The sequence below is a fragment of the Exiguobacterium sp. s191 genome (assembly GCF_018618955.1).
Taxonomy (GTDB): Bacteria; Bacillota; Bacilli; order Exiguobacteriales; family Exiguobacteriaceae; genus Exiguobacterium_A; species Exiguobacterium_A abrahamii.
Genome location: NZ_JACSNC010000001.1, coordinates 1,354,936 through 1,371,444 on the forward strand (window position 1 = coordinate 1,354,936; position 16,509 = coordinate 1,371,444).

The following is a 16,509-nucleotide window of genomic DNA, read 5'->3' on the forward strand; positions in this document are numbered from 1 at the left end:
TTTCATCTTCACTTCATTTTTTCTAACTGTTCCCGGTAATCGAGCAAATGCCCATGAATGATATCCTTCGCCTCGCTTAATTCTTGATCGAATGAGAACATCGCCTGTTTTCGTTCGTGGGAGAAGATGACATCGTAATGATGGCTGAGTAAGAAATCAATTTCCTGACCGAGCGTCTTTTCCTGTTCTTCTGTCATCGGGATATCCCGATGACTGGCAATGCTTTCAAGCAAGACGAGCAACTTGTCTTCAAGATCGACAAGCTCTTTCAGTCGAATGAACGCTTCACTTTGACCGCTCGCCACTAGTGGATATTTTTGATCCTCTTGAAGCATCAACATCATTTCCTCATGTTTGAGGATTTGTTTACGGACGGCAAGCAAGCGTCCATCATCTTGCACAAGACTTCGCCAATCTTCCATCAACTGTTGCGTCGTTTTTTTGACGAGCAAGAGTAAACGATCCTCATAGTGTGGCGGGAAGACGATGTAATTGACGAGGACGGCAGATAACACACCGACGACGGTCAACAACGACCGTGATAAGGCATAGTGGACGTAGTCAGCGGTCGGGCTCTCAAACATCAAGACGATTGCAAAGGCAGCAAACGTCGACATATCCGTTCGTCCAATCATCGAATTGAGAACGAGCGAGACGACGACGGCGAGTCCGATCGTCAGTGGATTGGCGCCAAGCGTCGCAACGATCGCGAGTCCACACATCAGTCCGAGTACCGTTCCGAAAATCCGATTGAAGACGATTTTAAATGAGCGATGAATCGTCGGTTGCATCGCAACGATGGCTGCGACAGCCCCCATTCCTGAATAAATACCGAATACATACCAAGAGATGCTGAGTGCAAGAGCTACCGCGATACCGGTCTTGATCGTTCGAAGTCCAATCCGAAACTTTAATTTCACTCGAGCGTCACCTGCCCGACTTCACTATTGACTGTCACTTCCGGTTTTTCTTGTTTCGACAGTTCATAAATCGTCTCATCCTTATTCTTTTGTTTCGTATATCGGTCAGAGGCTTTAATATCGCCTCCCGTGTCGATCGTAATCGTACCGGCTGATTTATCTGGTTTTAGCTTCGTCGCGCCGTCAATCGTCGTGACATCAAGACTCAATTTCGCCATATAGTCTGCCAACGAGACACTCTCGCCTGTCACCTGCGCATGGACGGCGTCCATTTCCTTGACGGAAATCGCACGTGTTGCATTCAGTGTAATCTCATCACCTTTTACTTTATCGAGACTCATCGCTTCTCCGTCCATCTCGATCGTTTTTGCGTAGATGCCCATTCCTTTCAGTGTACCGGCATCGACATCGACACGGTTCATATAACTTGGTAGTCCCACTTGAATCGTATAGTCTGCTGTTTTTTCGCTCGGACGATTGCCAAGTCGTGACAGCCAACCATCTCGTCCTGTCACCGTCACCGTATTCGTCGATGTACTGATTTTCAGTCGTTTGCCACTCGACGCACTATCGACGAGCTTGATTTGGACGTTTCCATCTGTGCTTCGAACGAATTGTACCGTTGCGTGCGGCGCCTCGATGGCGAGAGATTTATAGCGATTCGTCGTTTTGAATGTTTCGCCTCGTGATAACAATTCCGTTGAGACGAGCAATGTGATCGAATAGATGACGACAAGTCCGAGAATGACACCACCGTATAAATAAAGCGGTCGCTTCACTGGTCCTTTTTCTCCAATCCGGTTCAATCGTGCATCCATCTTTTGTTTTTGTTTATTTTTTAAGCGTGTGAACGACGATTGTTTTCGTTTCCGCACACTCCTACTGTTATGCTCTTCCATGTCAGCCCCTCCATCTCATGTCTACCATTATTCCGAATATCTGAATCGGCTGTCAACAGCCCCCTTCTTATCATAGAAGAAGTTCACCGTTTCGCCATCGGGCGGAAGAAGGAAGCGTCATCGGATGAACCACTGACATTCCAGAAGAATAATCGACAAAAAGGAGAGGAACATTGACGTTTCCTCTCCTTTGCTTAAGAACGGATTATAATTCGAGTGACTCGCCGATCGCGAGTGGATGACCAGTTTGACCTTGCGCTTCAATCTTTTCACAGAATGCGTTCGCATCTTGTTTGATTAAATCAAATGTATCGTAGTGGATTGGTACGACGGCTTTCGCTTGCAACATATCTGCAGCGATCAACGCATCATCCGGACCCATCGTGAAGTTATCACCAATCGGTAAGAAGGCTAAATCGATTTCGTGATGGGCGCCATAAAGGGCCAAATCCCCGAACAGTGCCGTATCACCTGCATGATAGATTTCTTTGCCTTCGATCGTCAGCAGGAATCCAGCCGGCATCCCCATATACGTAATCGTCTGTTTTTCCTCATCGATGATGCTCGACGAGTGGAATGCCTGTGTCATCTTCACTTTACCAAACGGGAATTCAAACTGTCCGCCGAGATTCATCGGATGAACGTTGAGCCCTTTGAAACTCAGATACGTCGCCAGTTCATGAGTAGCAATGATTGTCGCCCCCGTGGCTTTTGCGATACGTTCCGCATCAAGCATATGATCGGCATGGGCATGGGTTAACAAAATAAAATCTGCCTTGACGTCATCTGGATTCGTCGTCGCTTTTTCGTTACCGCTAAAGAATGGATCGATGACGAGATGATGCCCGTTCGTCTCGATTGTTACTGTCGATTGTCCGTGATAAGTCAATTTCATGAGTGTCACTGCCTCTCGTTTAGGATTCGGATAATTGATTCCCTTCCCCCCACGCGCATAAACCTTTCATGGCCGGTTGCAGTGTAAATGCCGCCTCTGTCAATTTGTATTCGACGTGTAAGACGGCTTCATCATACTCAATCCGCTCGATCATTCCGAGTCGTTCAAGTTCTTTTAACTGATCGGTCAAGACTTTCCGAGAAATCCCGGGAATGGCACGTTGTAACTCTAAAAAACGTTTCGGACCGTTCTCTAACGTGCAATATAATTGTGGACGCCATTTTCCGCCGATGATAGCGAGCGCCCGATTGACCGGAAATTGTTCTGTCGACATGTTGTTCTCTCCTCCAGAGTAGTTACTTCAAAGTGCGTACTATGCAATCGAGTGTAGCGTAAGTTAGAGTATGCGTAAATCATTTTGCAAAAGGAGTGTTAAGCATGACGTATCCACGTAATTTTTCACACATCGGTCTTTCCGTGCCGAATCTCGACGAAGCCGTCCGTTTTTATCAAGAGGTGATGGGCTGGTATATCATCATGGAACCATCTGATGTCCTCGAAGATGATTCTGCCATCGGTGTCATGTGTACGGATGTCTTTGGTGCAGGGTGGAACAAGTTCCGGATTGCTCACATGGCGACAGGTGACCGCATCGGAATCGAGTTGTTCGAGTTCCCGAACAATGAACAACCCGAAAACAACTTCGAATTCTGGAAAACGGGCATCTTCCATTATGCGATTCAAGATCCAGACGTCGAAGGACTCGTCGAAAAAATCGTTGCCCATGGTGGCAAACAACGGATGCCAATCCGCGAATACTATCCGGGAGACAAGCCGTATCGAATGGTCTACTGTGAGGATCCATTCGGTAACCTCGTTGAAATCTACTCTCACTCGTATGAACTCACCTATTCGGAAGGAGCGTATTAAACATGAAAGCATGGTTAAATCACTCAGGTACAGCCATTGATCAATGGACATTCGAAGAGGTCGAGACGCCGACGCCAGGAGAAGGTCAAGCCTTGATTCGCGTCAAGACCGTCGCGCTGAATCCCGTCGACTATAAGGCGACCAACAATCCAGCTTGGACGTTTCCGCATATTCCAGGCGTCGATCTAGCTGGTGTCGTCGAACAAATCGGTCCCGGCGCAGAAGTAAAAATCGGCGATCGTGTAGCGATTCATACGAACCTGCAACGCGATGGCGCTTTTGCTGAATATGCACTCGTCGATACACGTGCCCTCGCCCTGATTCCGAAAGACGTCTCATTCGCTGAAGCCGCTGCGATTCTTTGCGCAGGAATGACTGCCTATGAAGCCATCGTTCAGAAGATGAACACGACAGGGAAAGAAACGATCCTTATCCATGCTGGTGCAGGTGGTGTCGGTGGCATCGGCATTCAACTCGCGAAACGCCTGGGTCTTAAGGTCGCGACGACTGCTTCGACGGAAAATCATAAGTGGGTCAAGCGACTCGGCGCCGATCTTGCCATCGACTACAAAAAAGAAAATGTAACGGATGTCATCCGCGATTGGACGAACGGTCGCGGCGCTGACTTGATTTTCAATACGGTCGGTCGAGATGAAGCAACAGCGGATCTCGGACGTCTTGCCTTCTCGGGGCAACTTGCCTTCATCGCCGGTGGTCCCGATCAGTCGGTCGTCAAGCCGTTCACGCTCTCCCCTTCGATTCATGAAGTGGCACTCGCGGCTGCTTATGCCAGCGAAGATGACCGTGCCATCCGAAACCTCGGTCATATGGCAAGCGAGTTATTAAAACTCGTCGCAGCGAAAGAACTCGATCCACTCGTTACAGAAGAGATTCCAGCAGCTGACATCGTCAAAGGATTGCAACGTTTATCTGAACGCCACGTCCGTGGTAAAATCATCGCTACATTCAATTGATTTCTCAGTTTGACATGAAACAGCCGATCGTCCTTAGATAACAGGATGATCGGCTGTTGTTGTGCATATCAATGTCTAGACATCGAAACAAGAAACTCGATACTTACCGGTAGCGGTCTTGTTTCTTGATATGTAAGGATCGTCCGACTAACTCGAAACCGACATGCTGATAGATCTTATTCGCTGTTTGATTCGACCAATCAGTGTAGAGCGTCACGACCGGATAAGACTGTAGTAGATGTTCAGATAGTTTGGCGACAAGATAAGAGGCATACCCATTTCCACGCAGTTCTTTCGGCGTATAGACGTAAGAAATCGTAATCCCCGTTTGCGTCGGACGCGTCGCTGCTGCCATCGCGACAAGCGTATCTCCACGAAACAGTCCGAACAAGCTTCCTTGGTGGATGTGTCGCGTCATCGACTGATGGAGTTGCGTAAGCTGTCGCTCAGAAGGTCGCGTTTCAACTTCATATAAAAATCCGGACGCAAATGCTAAGGCTTGTTGTCTTTCATCGTCCGAAATCGGTCGGAAGACGACATTTTTCGGAACCTGTGGCATCTCGACCTTCGTCAATGCATACATCCCCTGTTCCATATGTACCTCATACATGGAATGTGGGAGTAACAGCGGCGCTAAGATAGCCTGTTCTCCGACGAATCCTGGACTATCCAAAATTCTGGCAAGCTTTCGGATTCCTTCTTGCGAGAACACATCCCCTGCGACGATGGCTTGCTCCGGTATCGTTTGCAATATGACGAGACGATGATCGCCTTCTTGTGCCGTTGCCATCAAGAGCGGTTCATCCCCACGTTCTAATATGCCAAGAATCAACTGATGGGTATCCGGACGTTCAAGCAAAAACGGGAGGACGACCTTTTTGAACTGTTCATAATCACGATAATGCGTCACCATAGTCGACGACCTCCTTTATTTTTCTAGTGTACCAAAACATTCACTAGAAATCGTAGGTCGTCCGACGGAATCTATCGATTTTAGACGTTCGCTGTAAAACGTTCGCTCCAAGCGACTGGATCTTTCGACCAATCCGCCAACTGTTTTTGCTCTTCTATAGTAATATCGCCTTGTTGTTGTGCGGTTTCGAGTAACGCTTCGAACGTCAGTAATGCATCCGCTTCGATCTTTGCGTCGCGGAGATTGTTTGACAAGCGCTCCATCCCGTACGAGAAGATCGCTTGAATGCGAATGACATTTGCTCCCTTCGCTTGCAGAGCTTCCGCCGCTTCGATTGCTGACATCCCCGTCGATAATAAGTCTTCGATGACGACGACACGTTGTCCAGGTTGAATGACACCTTCGATTTGATTCCCTTTACCGTGTTTCTTGTTGCCACTACGTACGTAGACCATCGGTAATCCTAGTCGTTCCGCGACGAATGCTGCGTGTGGAATACCTGCCGTCGCAGTTCCAGCAATCACATCGACTGCAAGTCCCTTCACTTTCTCAGCGAGTGCATCTGCAATCAAGGAACGAACTTCTGGGTACGAGAGCGTCAAACGATTATCACAATAAATCGGTGAACGAAGTCCACTTGCCCATGTGTATGGATCGTTTGGCGATAAGGTGACGGCTTCAATACGGAGTAACGCACTAGCGATTGGATTTACCATGAGAATTGCCCCTTCCATTGTTCAAGTAACATCAGATAGATCTGTTCTGGATGTTCTGCACGCGTAATCGGACGACCGATCACTAAATCCGTCGCTCCATTTTGACGAGCGTCAAGAACGGTCGCGACCCGCTTTTGATCATCCGCTTGACTGTTCGTCGGACGAATGCCGGGTGTGACGAACCGAAAATCTGTCCGACAAGCTGAAACTAGTTCCGGAAGATCGAGTGCTGAACAGACGATACCATCTAGTCCTGCTGCTTCTGCGAGTTGCGCATATTCACGAACGACTGCCGGCATCGCTCCTTCAATCTTTAAATCGCGTAACATCGCTTCATCCGTCGATGTCAACTGAGTCACGCCAATCAGTTGTGTCTCGGCGTTCGTCTCACGCAGTCCTTCTCGCGCCGCGATCATCATCTCTTTTCCACCAGCAACATGGACGTTCGTCAGTTCGACGCCTAATTGTCCGATGATGCGCATCGTCCGGCGTGCCGTTTCTGGAATGTCGTGGACTTTGACATCGAGGAATACCGCGTGTCCACGCTCGACGAGTTTTCGGACGAAAGTTCCGCCTGCTGCATAAAACAATTCCATCCCGATTTTCACGGCAGGTCGTGTCTCTTCGAACCGTTCGAGAAACGAAAAGACTTCTGCTTCGGTCGGAAAATCAAGCGCGATGTAAAGTTGATTCATATGCTTTCCCCCTGATGTCTAAAATATGATCGATGCCAAGTTCGTCCATCCGTTCTGGTAACTGCTGAATCAATTCTTGACAGATGTATGGATTGACGAAGTTTGCGGTACCGACGGCAACAGCCGAAGCCCCGGCGTAAATCATTTCGAGGACGTCATCGACCTCCATCACGCCACCCATACCGATGATCGGGATCGAAACGACTTGCGCGACATCATGAATCATCCGAATCGCGACTGGTTTGATCGACGGACCCGATAATCCACCGATACGGTTCGCAAGGATTGGCTCCCCCGTCCGGACATCGATTCGCATCCCGACGAGTGTATTGATCATCGTCAGACCGTCTGCACCAGCTGCTTCGACGGCACGCGCCATCTCGACGATCGAAGTGACGTTCGGTGATAGTTTGACGTAGACCGGTTTAGTCGAGACCCGTTTCACACGTCGGGTCAACTCAGCGGCAAGCAACGGATCCGTTCCGAATTGAATCCCCCCCGATTTGACGTTCGGACAGGAAATGTTTAATTCCAGTGCATGAATGCCTGGATGCTGACTCATTTTCTCCGCGACGAGCTCATATTCTTCCGGTGTCGAACCTGCGACATTGGCGATGATCGCCGTATCGAACGTCTCGAGGAATGGCAATTTATTCATTAAGATGCCATCGACACCCGGATTTTGGAGACCGATTGCATTCAACATCCCCATCCCACTCTCTGCGACACGTGGCGTCGGGTTTCCGTAGCGTTCTTCACCCGTCGCTGCTTTAATCATGATCGCCCCAAGCTCTGATAAATCATATAACTTCGCATATTCCTCACCGAATCCAAAACATCCGGATGCTGGCATGATCGGATTTTTTAAAGAGAGTCCCGGCAACTCGACACGCAATCGTTCTGTCATAATACGACCTCCTCTGCCCGAAAGACTGGACCATCGGAACATGTCTTAACGTACCCGTCCGTAGGTGTTTTACAGACACAGGCAAAGCATGCTCCGATACCGCACCCCATTCGGTTTTCGATCGACAGATACTTATGTTCGATCGGTTGTTGCTGTAACGTTCGCAACATCGGTTCCGGTCCGCAGGCGAGTAGGACGTCGTAGCTTTCTGGACGTAAGGCTGCCGTGACGAATCCTGCAATACCATGCGTCCCATCGACGGTCGTGACCGTCGTCTTACCGAGTGCTTGAAATTCCGCTTCGTAAAAAACGCTTGTTGCCGTATCGAATCCTAGAATCGCTTCACATGTCACACCCCGGGCGACAAGTTGGCGCATCGTCTCATACAGCGGTGGGACACCGATTCCCCCACCAACGAGGACGACGCGTTGAGTTGGATGGATAGCGGCAATCGGAAACCCGTTTCCAAGCGGTCCGAGGGCATCGATCGTATCATCCGGACGCAAAGAAGCCAGTTCTGCTGTTCCTTGTCCGATTTCTTTAAAGAGAAACGTGATCAGATCATGATCGACCCGGGCAATCGAGATCGGTCGGCGTAAGAGTGGACCGACGCGAAGATGCATGAATCGCCCTGGCGCGATGTCCTGAGGTTGCTCGAGGCGACAGACGAGTTCTGTCGCACCTTGAGCTACCGTTCGTCGAGAGACGACCGTCAAGAGTTGCTTCATTGGATCACCACTTTCTTTTCGTGTGTGAAGGCTTGGATCGCACTGGCTTCAAACGAGCGACTTTCGATGACACGAAGAATTGCTTCCGCCGTATCGAGTGATGTCAGACAGACGACTTGATTCTCGGCTGCTGCCCGACGAATGATGAAGCCATCTTTCGTGACTTGCGAGTCCCGACTCATCGTATTGATGACGTATTCAATCTCCCCTTTTTCAATCACGTCGAGCATCGATTCGGAAGACGAGTCGATTTTGCCGACCGTCTGGACCGGTAATCCTTGCTCCGTCAAGTAGGCTGCCGTTCCTTCCGTTGCAAGTAACGTGAATCCAAGTGAGGCAAAGCGTCGTGCGAGATCCGTCATTTCTGCTTTATCTGGATCTGCGACTGTCAAGAGGACACGACCGTGCTCTGGAATCGCCATCCCTGATGCGAGCAACCCTTTATAGAGCGCTTTTTCGAGCGTCCGGTCCGTTCCAATGACTTCACCGGTTGATTTCATTTCCGGTCCGAGTGTCGGATCAACTTCTTTAAGCTTCGCAAATGAGAAGACTGGTACTTTGACCGAGACGAGTGGTTCTTCCGGTAGAACACCACTTGTTAATCCATATGAAGCAAGTGTCTCACCGAGAATGATGTCCGTTGCGAGACGCGCGACCGGAAGTCCCGTCACTTTCGAGATGAATGGCACCGTCCGGCTGGCACGCGGATTGACTTCAAGAACATAGAGTGCGCCGTCCGCGTAGACGAACTGGATGTTGAGTAAGCCTTTGATGCCGAATGCTTTCGCAATCCGTGTCGTGTAGTCGACGATCCGGTTCTTGATGTCTTGGGAGACACGTTGTGGCGGATAGACACCAATCGAGTCACCCGAGTGAACACCGGCACGTTCGATGTGCTCCATGATGCCTGGAATGACGACATCCGTTCCGTCGCAGATCGCGTCGACCTCGAGTTCGATTCCTGTCAGGTAGCGGTCAACGAGGACCGGTCGTTCCGGTGAGGCGATGACCGCGTGTTTCATGTAATGTTCCAGTTCTTCTTGAGCATAGACGATTTCCATTGCCCGACCGCCGAGGACGTACGATGGACGAACGAGAACCGGGTAACCGAGTGACGCTGCTGCCGTGACCGCTTCTTCGACTGTCACGGCCGTTTTACCTGGTGGCTGTGGAATGTCGAGCGCCGTCAATGCTGCTTCGAACTGTTTCCGGTCCTCAGCCCGGTCGAGATCCTCAAGCGATGTCCCGAGGATTTTTACACCTTCTGCTGCTAATGACTCGGCTAAGTTGATCGCTGTCTGTCCACCGAACTGGACGATGACACCGAGCGGACGTTCATTTCGGATGACTTCCAGTACATCCTCCGTTGTCAGTGGTTCAAAGTAAAGACGATCGGAGATCGAGAAGTCGGTCGACACCGTTTCTGGATTGTTGTTGACGATGATTGCTTCGTAGCCAGCTTGACGAATCGCCTGAATCGAATGGACTGTCGCATAATCGAACTCAACGCCTTGACCAATCCGGATTGGTCCCGATCCTAGGACGAGAATCGAAGAACGGTTCGTCGCGATCGCTTCATTTTCGCGTTCGTATGTCCCGTAGTAGTACGGCGTGTCGGACGCGAACTCTGCCGCACACGTATCGACCATCTTATAGACCGGGTGAATCGCTTGTGCTTCACGAATCCGGCGAATCTCCGTTTCCGTTTGTCCGGTGATCCGGGCGAGCATCGGGTCACTGAATCCATACCGCTTCACATGCAGGAGTAGTTCAGGTGTCAAACCAGCTGCGACCGATTGCTCGAGCTGCCAAATATGGTGCAACTTCTCTAGGAACAGACGATCAATCGCCGTCCAGTCATGAATCTGTTCGACGCTGTAACCGCGGACGAAGCCCGCGTACAAGGCGAAAAGTCGATCGTCGGTCGCTTGGCGAATCGCTTGTTGTAAGGCATCGTCTGCCATTTCGATGAAGCGTGGCATATACAGATCCGCTGTACCGATCTCGAGCGAACGAACGGCTTTTAGTAAGGCCTCTTCCATCGTCCGTCCCATTGCCATGACCTCACCAGTTGCTTTCATCTGTGTGCCGAGTGTCCGGTCTGCCGTTTCGAATTTATCGAACGGCCAGCGCGGAATCTTGGCGACGACATAATCGAGTGCCGGTTCGAAGGAAGCAAAACTTGTCTCGGTGATCGGGTTCTTTAATTCGGATAAGGCATACCCGACGGCAATCTTCGCAGCCAGTTTTGCGATTGGGTAACCAGTTGCTTTTGACGCGAGTGCAGACGAGCGTGAGACACGTGGATTGACTTCGATGACATAGTAGTCGAAGCTCGTCGGATCCAGTGCGAACTGGATGTTACATCCACCTTCGATCCCGAGTGCACGGATGATATCAAGCGAGACGTTTCGTAGCAATTGATAATCGCGATCCGATAGCGTTTGCGTCGGTGCGAAGACGATCGAGTCTCCAGTATGAACACCGACGGGATCGAAGTTTTCCATCGCACAGACGATGATCGCCTGATTCGTCGCATCGCGCATGACTTCGAACTCGACTTCCTTCATCCCGGCAATTGATTTTTCTAGAAGTACTTGTGTTGCCGGACTTGCCTTGAGTCCCCCTTCGACGATTCGCGTGAACTCTTCCGGTGTGTTGGCGATTCCACCGCCCGTTCCTCCAAGCGTATACGCCGGACGGATGATGATCGGTAAACCGATCTGTTGCCGGAATTGTTGTGCCTCTTCAAGCGTATGCACGATTTCACTGTCCGGCACACCATGCCCGCGTTTAAACATCAGTTGACGGAACAAATCACGATCTTCTGCCTCTTCGATTGCTGACAATTTCGTACCGAGTAACTCGACACCATACTCAGCAAGGACACCGAGACGATCCAGTTCGACAGCCAAGTTCAGACCCGTTTGACCTCCGAGTGTCGCAAGCAAGGCATCCGGACGTTCCTTGCGGATGATCCGTGAGACGAACTCTGCTTGGAGGGGCTCGATGTAGACACGATCAGCGACCGTTGGATCCGTCATGATCGTTGCTGGGTTCGAGTTGACGAGGATGACTTCATATCCTTCTTCCTTCAAGGCTTGACACGCTTGTGTTCCAGCGTAGTCGAATTCAGCTGCTTGTCCGATCACGATAGGACCGGACCCGATAACGAGAATTTTCTGGATATCTTGACGTTTAGGCATGAGAGACCTCCTGTTGTTTCGTGATTTCTTCTAAAAACTGTTGGAATAGACCGTTCGCATCCATTGGACCAGGTGATGCTTCCGGATGGTACTGGACGGAGAAGACCGCTGCTGTTGTATGACGGATTCCTTCGACCGTTCCGTCGTTGATCGCAAGATGCGTCACTTCAAGCACGGTATCGCGTAAGGACTGTTTGTCAACGGCATACCCGTGGTTTTGCGACGTGATATCGACGCGACCTGTCCGGATATCTTGGACTGGATGATTCGCCCCTCGGTGACCAAATGGGAGCTTGAACGTATCCGCCCCGTGCGCTAGTGCAATCAACTGATGACCGAGACAGATGCCGAAGATGACGACTTTTCCCGTCAATTCTTGAATCATCGGAATCGCCGTTGGGACATCCTTTGGATTCCCTGGTCCGTTCGATAGCATTACACCGTCCGGACGATAGCGTAAGACTTCCGTTGCACTGACGTCGTAGGGCACGACGACGACTTCACAGCCGCGTTTGACGAGTTCGCGGACGATTCCGAGCTTCGCACCGAAATCGACGAGAACGATTCGCGGTCCAGCACCCGGAATGATGTACGCTCGTTCCGTTGAAGCTCGCTTGACTTGATCCGTCTCGATAGGTGCGTTTTGAAGATGAACCAGTTCTGCTGCTAAATCGAACTCACCGTCAACGAGTCGTCCACGCATGACACCTTTCGAACGGATATGCCGTGTCAATTGGCGCGTATCGATTCCACTTAATCCTGGAATATTAAGATCTTGAAGTGCTGCATCGAGCGACATCTCACTCCGGAAATTCGACGGCGTCTGACAATGTTCACGTACGATCAGTGCTTTAGCGAGCGGACGCGTCGTCTCATAATCTTCTCGGTTAATCCCGTAGTTTCCGATCAACGGGTTCGTCAACACGATCATCTGATCGCAGTAAGATGGATCCGATAACATTTCTTGATACCCTGTCATTCCGGTCTGGAAGACGACTTCTCCTGTTGTTGTCGTATCTGAGCCAAATGCTGTTCCTTCAAACGTCATCCCATCTTCTAGTATCAGTGTCCGTTTACGCATGTGCTGTGTCCTCCTTGAATACGATTTCTCCCTTGACAAGCGTCATGACCGGGAATCCTTTTAACCGTTCTCCTGCAAACGGTGTGTTCTTGCCTTTTGAGCGGAATCGTTCCGGTGATACGGTACGCTCCGTTTCTAAATCAAGCAAAACCAGATCTGCTTCCGCCCCCACTTCGAGTTTCCCGTAAGGAAGTTCAAAGATGGCTGCTGCCTTATCCGTTAAATTCCGGATCAAGGTATCCAGTGTCATATCTCCTTTAGAAACAAGCTTCGTATAGAGGAGTGGAAAGGCCGTCTCGAACCCTGTGATGCCGAACGGAGCGCGTTCGATACCGAGCGCCTTCTCTTCTGCCGCATGCGGAGCGTGATCGGTCGCGATGCAATCAATCGTTCCGTCCGCTAACCCCTCGAGCAATGCTTGGCGATCTGCTTCACTTCGTAAGGGAGGATTCATTTTAAAGTTCGGATCCTGATTCGGTATGTCTTCATCGATCAACACCAGATGGTGCGGTGTGACTTCTGCCGTCACCCGGATTCCTGCTCGTTTCGCATCACGGATGACACGGACCGATTCTTTCGTCGAGACATGACAGACGTGATAATGACAGCCGGTTTCTTCTGCGATCAGAACATCACGTGCGATGTGGATACTCTCAGCAAGCGACGGAATACCTTGTAGTCCTTCTCGTCGACTGTAGTTCCCCTCGTGCACACATCCTGCTTTTAGCGAATCATCTTCACAGTGGGCAACGATCGTTTTCCCGAGGCGTGCCGCTTGTTGCATCGCTGTCCGCATGACTGCTGCCGTCTGGACGCCGACACCGTCATCCGTAAAGGCGACAGCATCTGTTAATTGGTCGAACGCGACGAGTTCTTGTCCGAGTTGATTTTTTGAAATCGCCGCGTAAGGCAAAACCCGAACGGACGCTGTCTCTTCAATCTTTTGGAACAACGCATCAAGTGTTTGACGATCGTCTGGTACGGGGCGCGTGTTTGGCATCGGACAAATCGTCGTGAATCCACCCGCTGCCGCCGCTGCCGTGCCGGTCGCAATCGTTTCCTTATGTTCGCCACCCGGTTCCCGCAGGTGGACATGGATGTCGACGAATCCTGGTGCAACGAATAAGCCGGACGCATCAATGACTGTTTCATTCGCTTGCGGTGTTGCTGCTAAATCCGTGATTTTCCCGGCTTCAATCCGAATATCTCCAGTTCGGACTTGTCCCGCCTCGTACCATCTCGCATTCTCAATTCGTGTTGTCATCTGCATCGTCTCCTTTGATTGATTTCGTTGAAAAGCACCATTCCAGAATTGCCATCCGTGCAAAGACACCGTTTTTCATCTGTTCAAAAATCCGCGATCGCGGATGTTCGACCAGTTCGTCAGCAATCTCGACTCCCCGATTGACCGGTGCCGGATGAAGCACGATCGCGGAATGCTTCAGGCGGTTCATCCGCTCATGTGTCAATCCGTGCGTTGTGTGGTAAACTGCTGGATCAAATCGCGTCGTCCCGTCATGTCGTTCGTGCTGGACACGCAGTAACATCAAGATGTCGCACTGCTCGACGGCTTCATCCATCGGAAGATACGGTATGCCCATCGCAGGGTCGTACCACTCAATAGGTCCTGATCCATAAACGATGGCACCGAGTCGCTTTAAGATGTCCGCGTTCGACCGGGCGACGCGACTATGTTGTAAGTCTCCACAGATGACGACGATTTTTCCTTCGACCGTTCGGTACGTTTCGACGATCGTCATCAAATCGAGTAAGGACTGGGACGGATGTTGACCGCTCCCGTCTCCCGCATTGATGATCGGAATATCGAGTGTCTGCATCAGTTCTTCGTAATATCCGGTTGCTCCGTGGCGAATGACCAAAGCATCTGCGCCGATTGCTTCGAGTGTCTTGCATGTATCGCGTAACGTTTCTCCTTTTTGCACGGAGGAAGTCGCCGTTTCGAACGGCAGTAGATGCATGTTCAGACGATGCTCTGCCATCTCAAAGGAAGAGCGTGTCCGAGTCGAGTTTTCAAAGAACAGATTGACAAGTGTCTTATCGGAATAATCTGGCGCTGGCTCGCCTCGTTTAAAAGCGAGACTGCGTTCAATCAAAGAATTAATTTCTGTCGTGGATAAACTTTCTAGGTTGACGAAATGCCGGGTTTTTAGGATCGTCTTCATATCATTCACTCCTCTTCAGGTCATGAAAAAGGCGCACCTTCTAAGTGAAGGTGCGCCGAAAGAAGGCAGAGTGATTCCCTGCATCTTTTCATGGCCTTCACTTTATCGTTCTCTCGGAACGTCTTAAAAGTTGTTAGCTACCGATTGAGTTGTAGAGGTTTCCGTTGTTTCTTCGACCTGCTCTGTCGTTTTCGGAAGAACTAGATTCAGGATGATTCCAAGAATCGTCGCTAGTGCCATTCCTTCGAGAGAGAAGTTGCCGATTTTAAGCGCCGCGCCTCCGATACCTGTGACGAGAATGACCGCTGTAATCGTCAAGTTCCGTTTATCAGCAAGATCGATCTTACTTTCCGTCAGCGTCCGGAGACCATTCGACGCGATGACTCCGAACAAGAGGATACTTATTCCACCCATGACCGGTGTCGGAATCGTCTTGATGAACCCTTCGACGTATCCGAGGAATCCGAAGCTGATCGCAAGAACCGCCGCGCCACCGAGGACATAGACACTGTAGACACGTGTGATTGACATGACACCGTTGTTCTCACCATACGTCGTAACCGGTGGTCCGCCAAGCATCGACGCGACTGTCTTCGCGATCCCGTCACCCAGTACGGTCCGGTGCATCCCTGGATCGAGGAGCGTCTCGCGCCCGATGATCCGTGATGTCACTTTTTGTTCGCCGATGTGCTCCGTCAGTGTGACGAGCGTCACGGGAACGATCAGAAGCAAGGCGGCTGTATTCCACGATGGTGTGTAATTCAAGAACGGAATCGTGAAGTCCGGCACGTGGAACAACGTGGCTTGTTGGAGTGGTGTGAAGTCAATGATTCCGACCGATGCCGCAACGAGATAACCAACTGTGATCCCGAACAAAATCGGAATCGTACTCCACATTCCTTTTAAGTACGTCATCGCAAGGAGTGTTACGCCGAGTGTGACCATCGCAACGAGGAAGTACAGTCCGTTGTACTTACCATCCGCTCCGTTCATCGCCATGTTGACAGCGGTCGGGGCGAGCGATAGACCGATGACCATGATGACCGGTCCGATGACGACCGGTGGGAGTAAGCGAAGCAACCAAGCAGCTCCCGTGTAGCGGATGAGGAGTGAGACGAGTCCGTAGACGAGTCCAGCGACCATTCCGCCGATTAAGGCATCCTCGACACCCCACCGTTCACTGACGGCAATGATCGGGGCAATGTAGGCAAAACTCGAACCAAGATATGTGGGTACTTTGAAGCGGGTAACGGCGAGGAAAATCAGTGTGCCGACTCCGCTTGCGACGAGCGCGACCGATGTGTTGAGTCCCGTTAAGAGCGGGACGAGCACGGTCGCACCAAACATCGCGAAGACGTGTTGTAGGCTGAGCATCAGCCAGTTTAGAGGGTGAGTAGGTACTTCTTGTACATCAAGTACTGCGGCATGTTTTGCCATATGGATGACTCCCTTTCTGGTCTCT

General features: G+C 50.7%; 16 protein-coding genes. 2 read left to right on the forward strand and 14 right to left on the reverse strand.

Annotation, left to right across the window (positions count from 1 at the left end):
* Positions 1–8: 8 nt before the first annotated feature.
* The 4 genes from KNQ09_RS07330 to KNQ09_RS07345 all read right to left on the reverse strand — a co-directional run bounded on the left by KNQ09_RS07330 (position 9) and on the right by KNQ09_RS07345 (position 3,048).
* Positions 9–920 carry an FUSC family protein gene (locus tag KNQ09_RS07330; protein ID WP_058704466.1) on the reverse strand — a complete coding sequence of 304 codons (912 nt, stop codon included), beginning with the start codon at positions 918–920 and terminating at the stop codon, positions 9–11.
* Positions 917–1,819 (reverse strand): DUF4097 family beta strand repeat-containing protein, encoded by a 903-nt coding sequence (locus KNQ09_RS07335; RefSeq protein WP_064299629.1) that lies wholly within the window; start codon positions 1,817–1,819, stop codon positions 917–919. Before KNQ09_RS07335 ends, KNQ09_RS07330 begins: the two co-directional genes overlap by 4 nt.
* A gap of 205 nt (positions 1,820–2,024) precedes the next feature.
* Entirely contained in the window at positions 2,025–2,714 is a 690-nt protein-coding gene (locus tag KNQ09_RS07340) for a metal-dependent hydrolase (RefSeq protein WP_023468776.1), read from the reverse strand.
* A 19-nt stretch (positions 2,715–2,733) separates the two neighbouring features.
* Positions 2,734–3,048: a winged helix-turn-helix transcriptional regulator gene (locus tag KNQ09_RS07345; protein WP_023468777.1), complete on the reverse strand. Its 315-nt coding sequence runs from the start codon at positions 3,046–3,048 to the stop codon at positions 2,734–2,736.
* A gap of 104 nt (positions 3,049–3,152) precedes the next feature.
* On the opposite strand from KNQ09_RS07345, the gene KNQ09_RS07350 reads away from it, so the two are divergent.
* Both KNQ09_RS07350 and KNQ09_RS07355 read left to right on the forward strand, forming a co-directional pair.
* Positions 3,153–3,644, forward strand: a complete 492-nt coding sequence (locus KNQ09_RS07350; protein ID WP_023468778.1) for a lactoylglutathione lyase family protein — start codon at positions 3,153–3,155, stop codon at positions 3,642–3,644.
* 2 nt (positions 3,645–3,646) lie between these two features.
* Positions 3,647–4,618: a zinc-binding dehydrogenase gene (locus KNQ09_RS07355; protein WP_214858039.1), complete on the forward strand. Its 972-nt coding sequence runs from the start codon at positions 3,647–3,649 to the stop codon at positions 4,616–4,618.
* A 103-nt stretch (positions 4,619–4,721) separates the two neighbouring features.
* On the opposite strand, the gene KNQ09_RS07360 is transcribed toward KNQ09_RS07355, so the two are convergent.
* From KNQ09_RS07360 to KNQ09_RS07405, 10 genes are all read right to left on the reverse strand, one after another.
* Positions 4,722–5,531 carry a GNAT family N-acetyltransferase gene (locus tag KNQ09_RS07360; RefSeq protein ID WP_214858041.1) on the reverse strand — a complete coding sequence of 270 codons (810 nt, stop codon included), beginning with the start codon at positions 5,529–5,531 and terminating at the stop codon, positions 4,722–4,724.
* 80 nt (positions 5,532–5,611) lie between these two features.
* Complete coding sequence (gene pyrE / locus KNQ09_RS07365) at positions 5,612–6,247, reverse strand: orotate phosphoribosyltransferase (RefSeq protein ID WP_214858042.1); 636 nt, start codon at positions 6,245–6,247, stop codon at positions 5,612–5,614.
* Positions 6,241–6,942, reverse strand: coding sequence for an orotidine-5'-phosphate decarboxylase (pyrF, locus tag KNQ09_RS07370; protein WP_064299625.1), 702 nt, complete (start codon positions 6,940–6,942; stop codon positions 6,241–6,243). Before pyrF ends, pyrE begins: the two co-directional genes overlap by 7 nt.
* Positions 6,917–7,849: a dihydroorotate dehydrogenase gene (locus tag KNQ09_RS07375; protein WP_214858044.1), complete on the reverse strand. Its 933-nt coding sequence runs from the start codon at positions 7,847–7,849 to the stop codon at positions 6,917–6,919. Before KNQ09_RS07375 ends, pyrF begins: the two co-directional genes overlap by 26 nt.
* On the reverse strand, positions 7,846–8,577 hold the full coding sequence (locus KNQ09_RS07380; RefSeq protein ID WP_214858045.1) for an iron-sulfur cluster-binding protein: 732 nt from the start codon (positions 8,575–8,577) through the stop codon (positions 7,846–7,848). The genes KNQ09_RS07375 and KNQ09_RS07380 overlap by 4 nt, the downstream gene beginning before the upstream one ends.
* A complete protein-coding gene (carB, locus tag KNQ09_RS07385; protein WP_064299622.1) occupies positions 8,574–11,783 on the reverse strand; it encodes a carbamoyl-phosphate synthase large subunit in 3,210 nt (1,069 codons plus the stop codon). The genes KNQ09_RS07380 and carB overlap by 4 nt, the downstream gene beginning before the upstream one ends.
* Positions 11,776–12,864, reverse strand: coding sequence for a carbamoyl phosphate synthase small subunit (locus tag KNQ09_RS07390; RefSeq protein ID WP_064299621.1), 1,089 nt, complete (start codon positions 12,862–12,864; stop codon positions 11,776–11,778). Before KNQ09_RS07390 ends, carB begins: the two co-directional genes overlap by 8 nt.
* Positions 12,857–14,128: a dihydroorotase gene (locus KNQ09_RS07395; RefSeq protein ID WP_214858046.1), complete on the reverse strand. Its 1,272-nt coding sequence runs from the start codon at positions 14,126–14,128 to the stop codon at positions 12,857–12,859. Before KNQ09_RS07395 ends, KNQ09_RS07390 begins: the two co-directional genes overlap by 8 nt.
* Positions 14,112–15,047, reverse strand: a complete 936-nt coding sequence (locus KNQ09_RS07400; protein WP_064299619.1) for an aspartate carbamoyltransferase catalytic subunit — start codon at positions 15,045–15,047, stop codon at positions 14,112–14,114. The genes KNQ09_RS07395 and KNQ09_RS07400 overlap by 17 nt, the downstream gene beginning before the upstream one ends.
* 123 nt (positions 15,048–15,170) lie before the next feature.
* Complete coding sequence (locus KNQ09_RS07405; protein ID WP_064299618.1) at positions 15,171–16,484, reverse strand: uracil-xanthine permease family protein; 1,314 nt, start codon at positions 16,482–16,484, stop codon at positions 15,171–15,173.
* Positions 16,485–16,509 lie beyond the last annotated feature (25 nt).

Coding starts and splice junctions, on each gene's coding strand:
- KNQ09_RS07375 (WP_214858044.1), bottom strand. CDS start 7,849: ATGACAGAACGATTGCGTGTCGAGTTGCCGGGACTCTCTTTAAAAAAT.
- KNQ09_RS07340 (WP_023468776.1), bottom strand. CDS start 2,714: ATGAAATTGACTTATCACGGACAATCGACAGTAACAATCGAGACGAAC.
- pyrF (WP_064299625.1), bottom strand. CDS start 6,942: ATGAATCAACTTTACATCGCGCTTGATTTTCCGACCGAAGCAGAAGTC.
- KNQ09_RS07355 (WP_214858039.1), top strand. CDS start 3,647: ATGAAAGCATGGTTAAATCACTCAGGTACAGCCATTGATCAATGGACA.
- KNQ09_RS07380 (WP_214858045.1), bottom strand. CDS start 8,577: ATGAAGCAACTCTTGACGGTCGTCTCTCGACGAACGGTAGCTCAAGGT.
- KNQ09_RS07390 (WP_064299621.1), bottom strand. CDS start 12,864: ATGCGTAAACGGACACTGATACTAGAAGATGGGATGACGTTTGAAGGA.
- KNQ09_RS07345 (WP_023468777.1), bottom strand. CDS start 3,048: ATGTCGACAGAACAATTTCCGGTCAATCGGGCGCTCGCTATCATCGGC.
- pyrE (WP_214858042.1), bottom strand. CDS start 6,247: ATGGTAAATCCAATCGCTAGTGCGTTACTCCGTATTGAAGCCGTCACC.
- carB (WP_064299622.1), bottom strand. CDS start 11,783: ATGCCTAAACGTCAAGATATCCAGAAAATTCTCGTTATCGGGTCCGGT.
- KNQ09_RS07405 (WP_064299618.1), bottom strand. CDS start 16,484: ATGGCAAAACATGCCGCAGTACTTGATGTACAAGAAGTACCTACTCAC.
- KNQ09_RS07360 (WP_214858041.1), bottom strand. CDS start 5,531: ATGGTGACGCATTATCGTGATTATGAACAGTTCAAAAAGGTCGTCCTC.
- KNQ09_RS07350 (WP_023468778.1), top strand. CDS start 3,153: ATGACGTATCCACGTAATTTTTCACACATCGGTCTTTCCGTGCCGAAT.
- KNQ09_RS07335 (WP_064299629.1), bottom strand. CDS start 1,819: ATGGAAGAGCATAACAGTAGGAGTGTGCGGAAACGAAAACAATCGTCG.
- KNQ09_RS07395 (WP_214858046.1), bottom strand. CDS start 14,128: ATGACAACACGAATTGAGAATGCGAGATGGTACGAGGCGGGACAAGTC.
- KNQ09_RS07400 (WP_064299619.1), bottom strand. CDS start 15,047: ATGAAGACGATCCTAAAAACCCGGCATTTCGTCAACCTAGAAAGTTTA.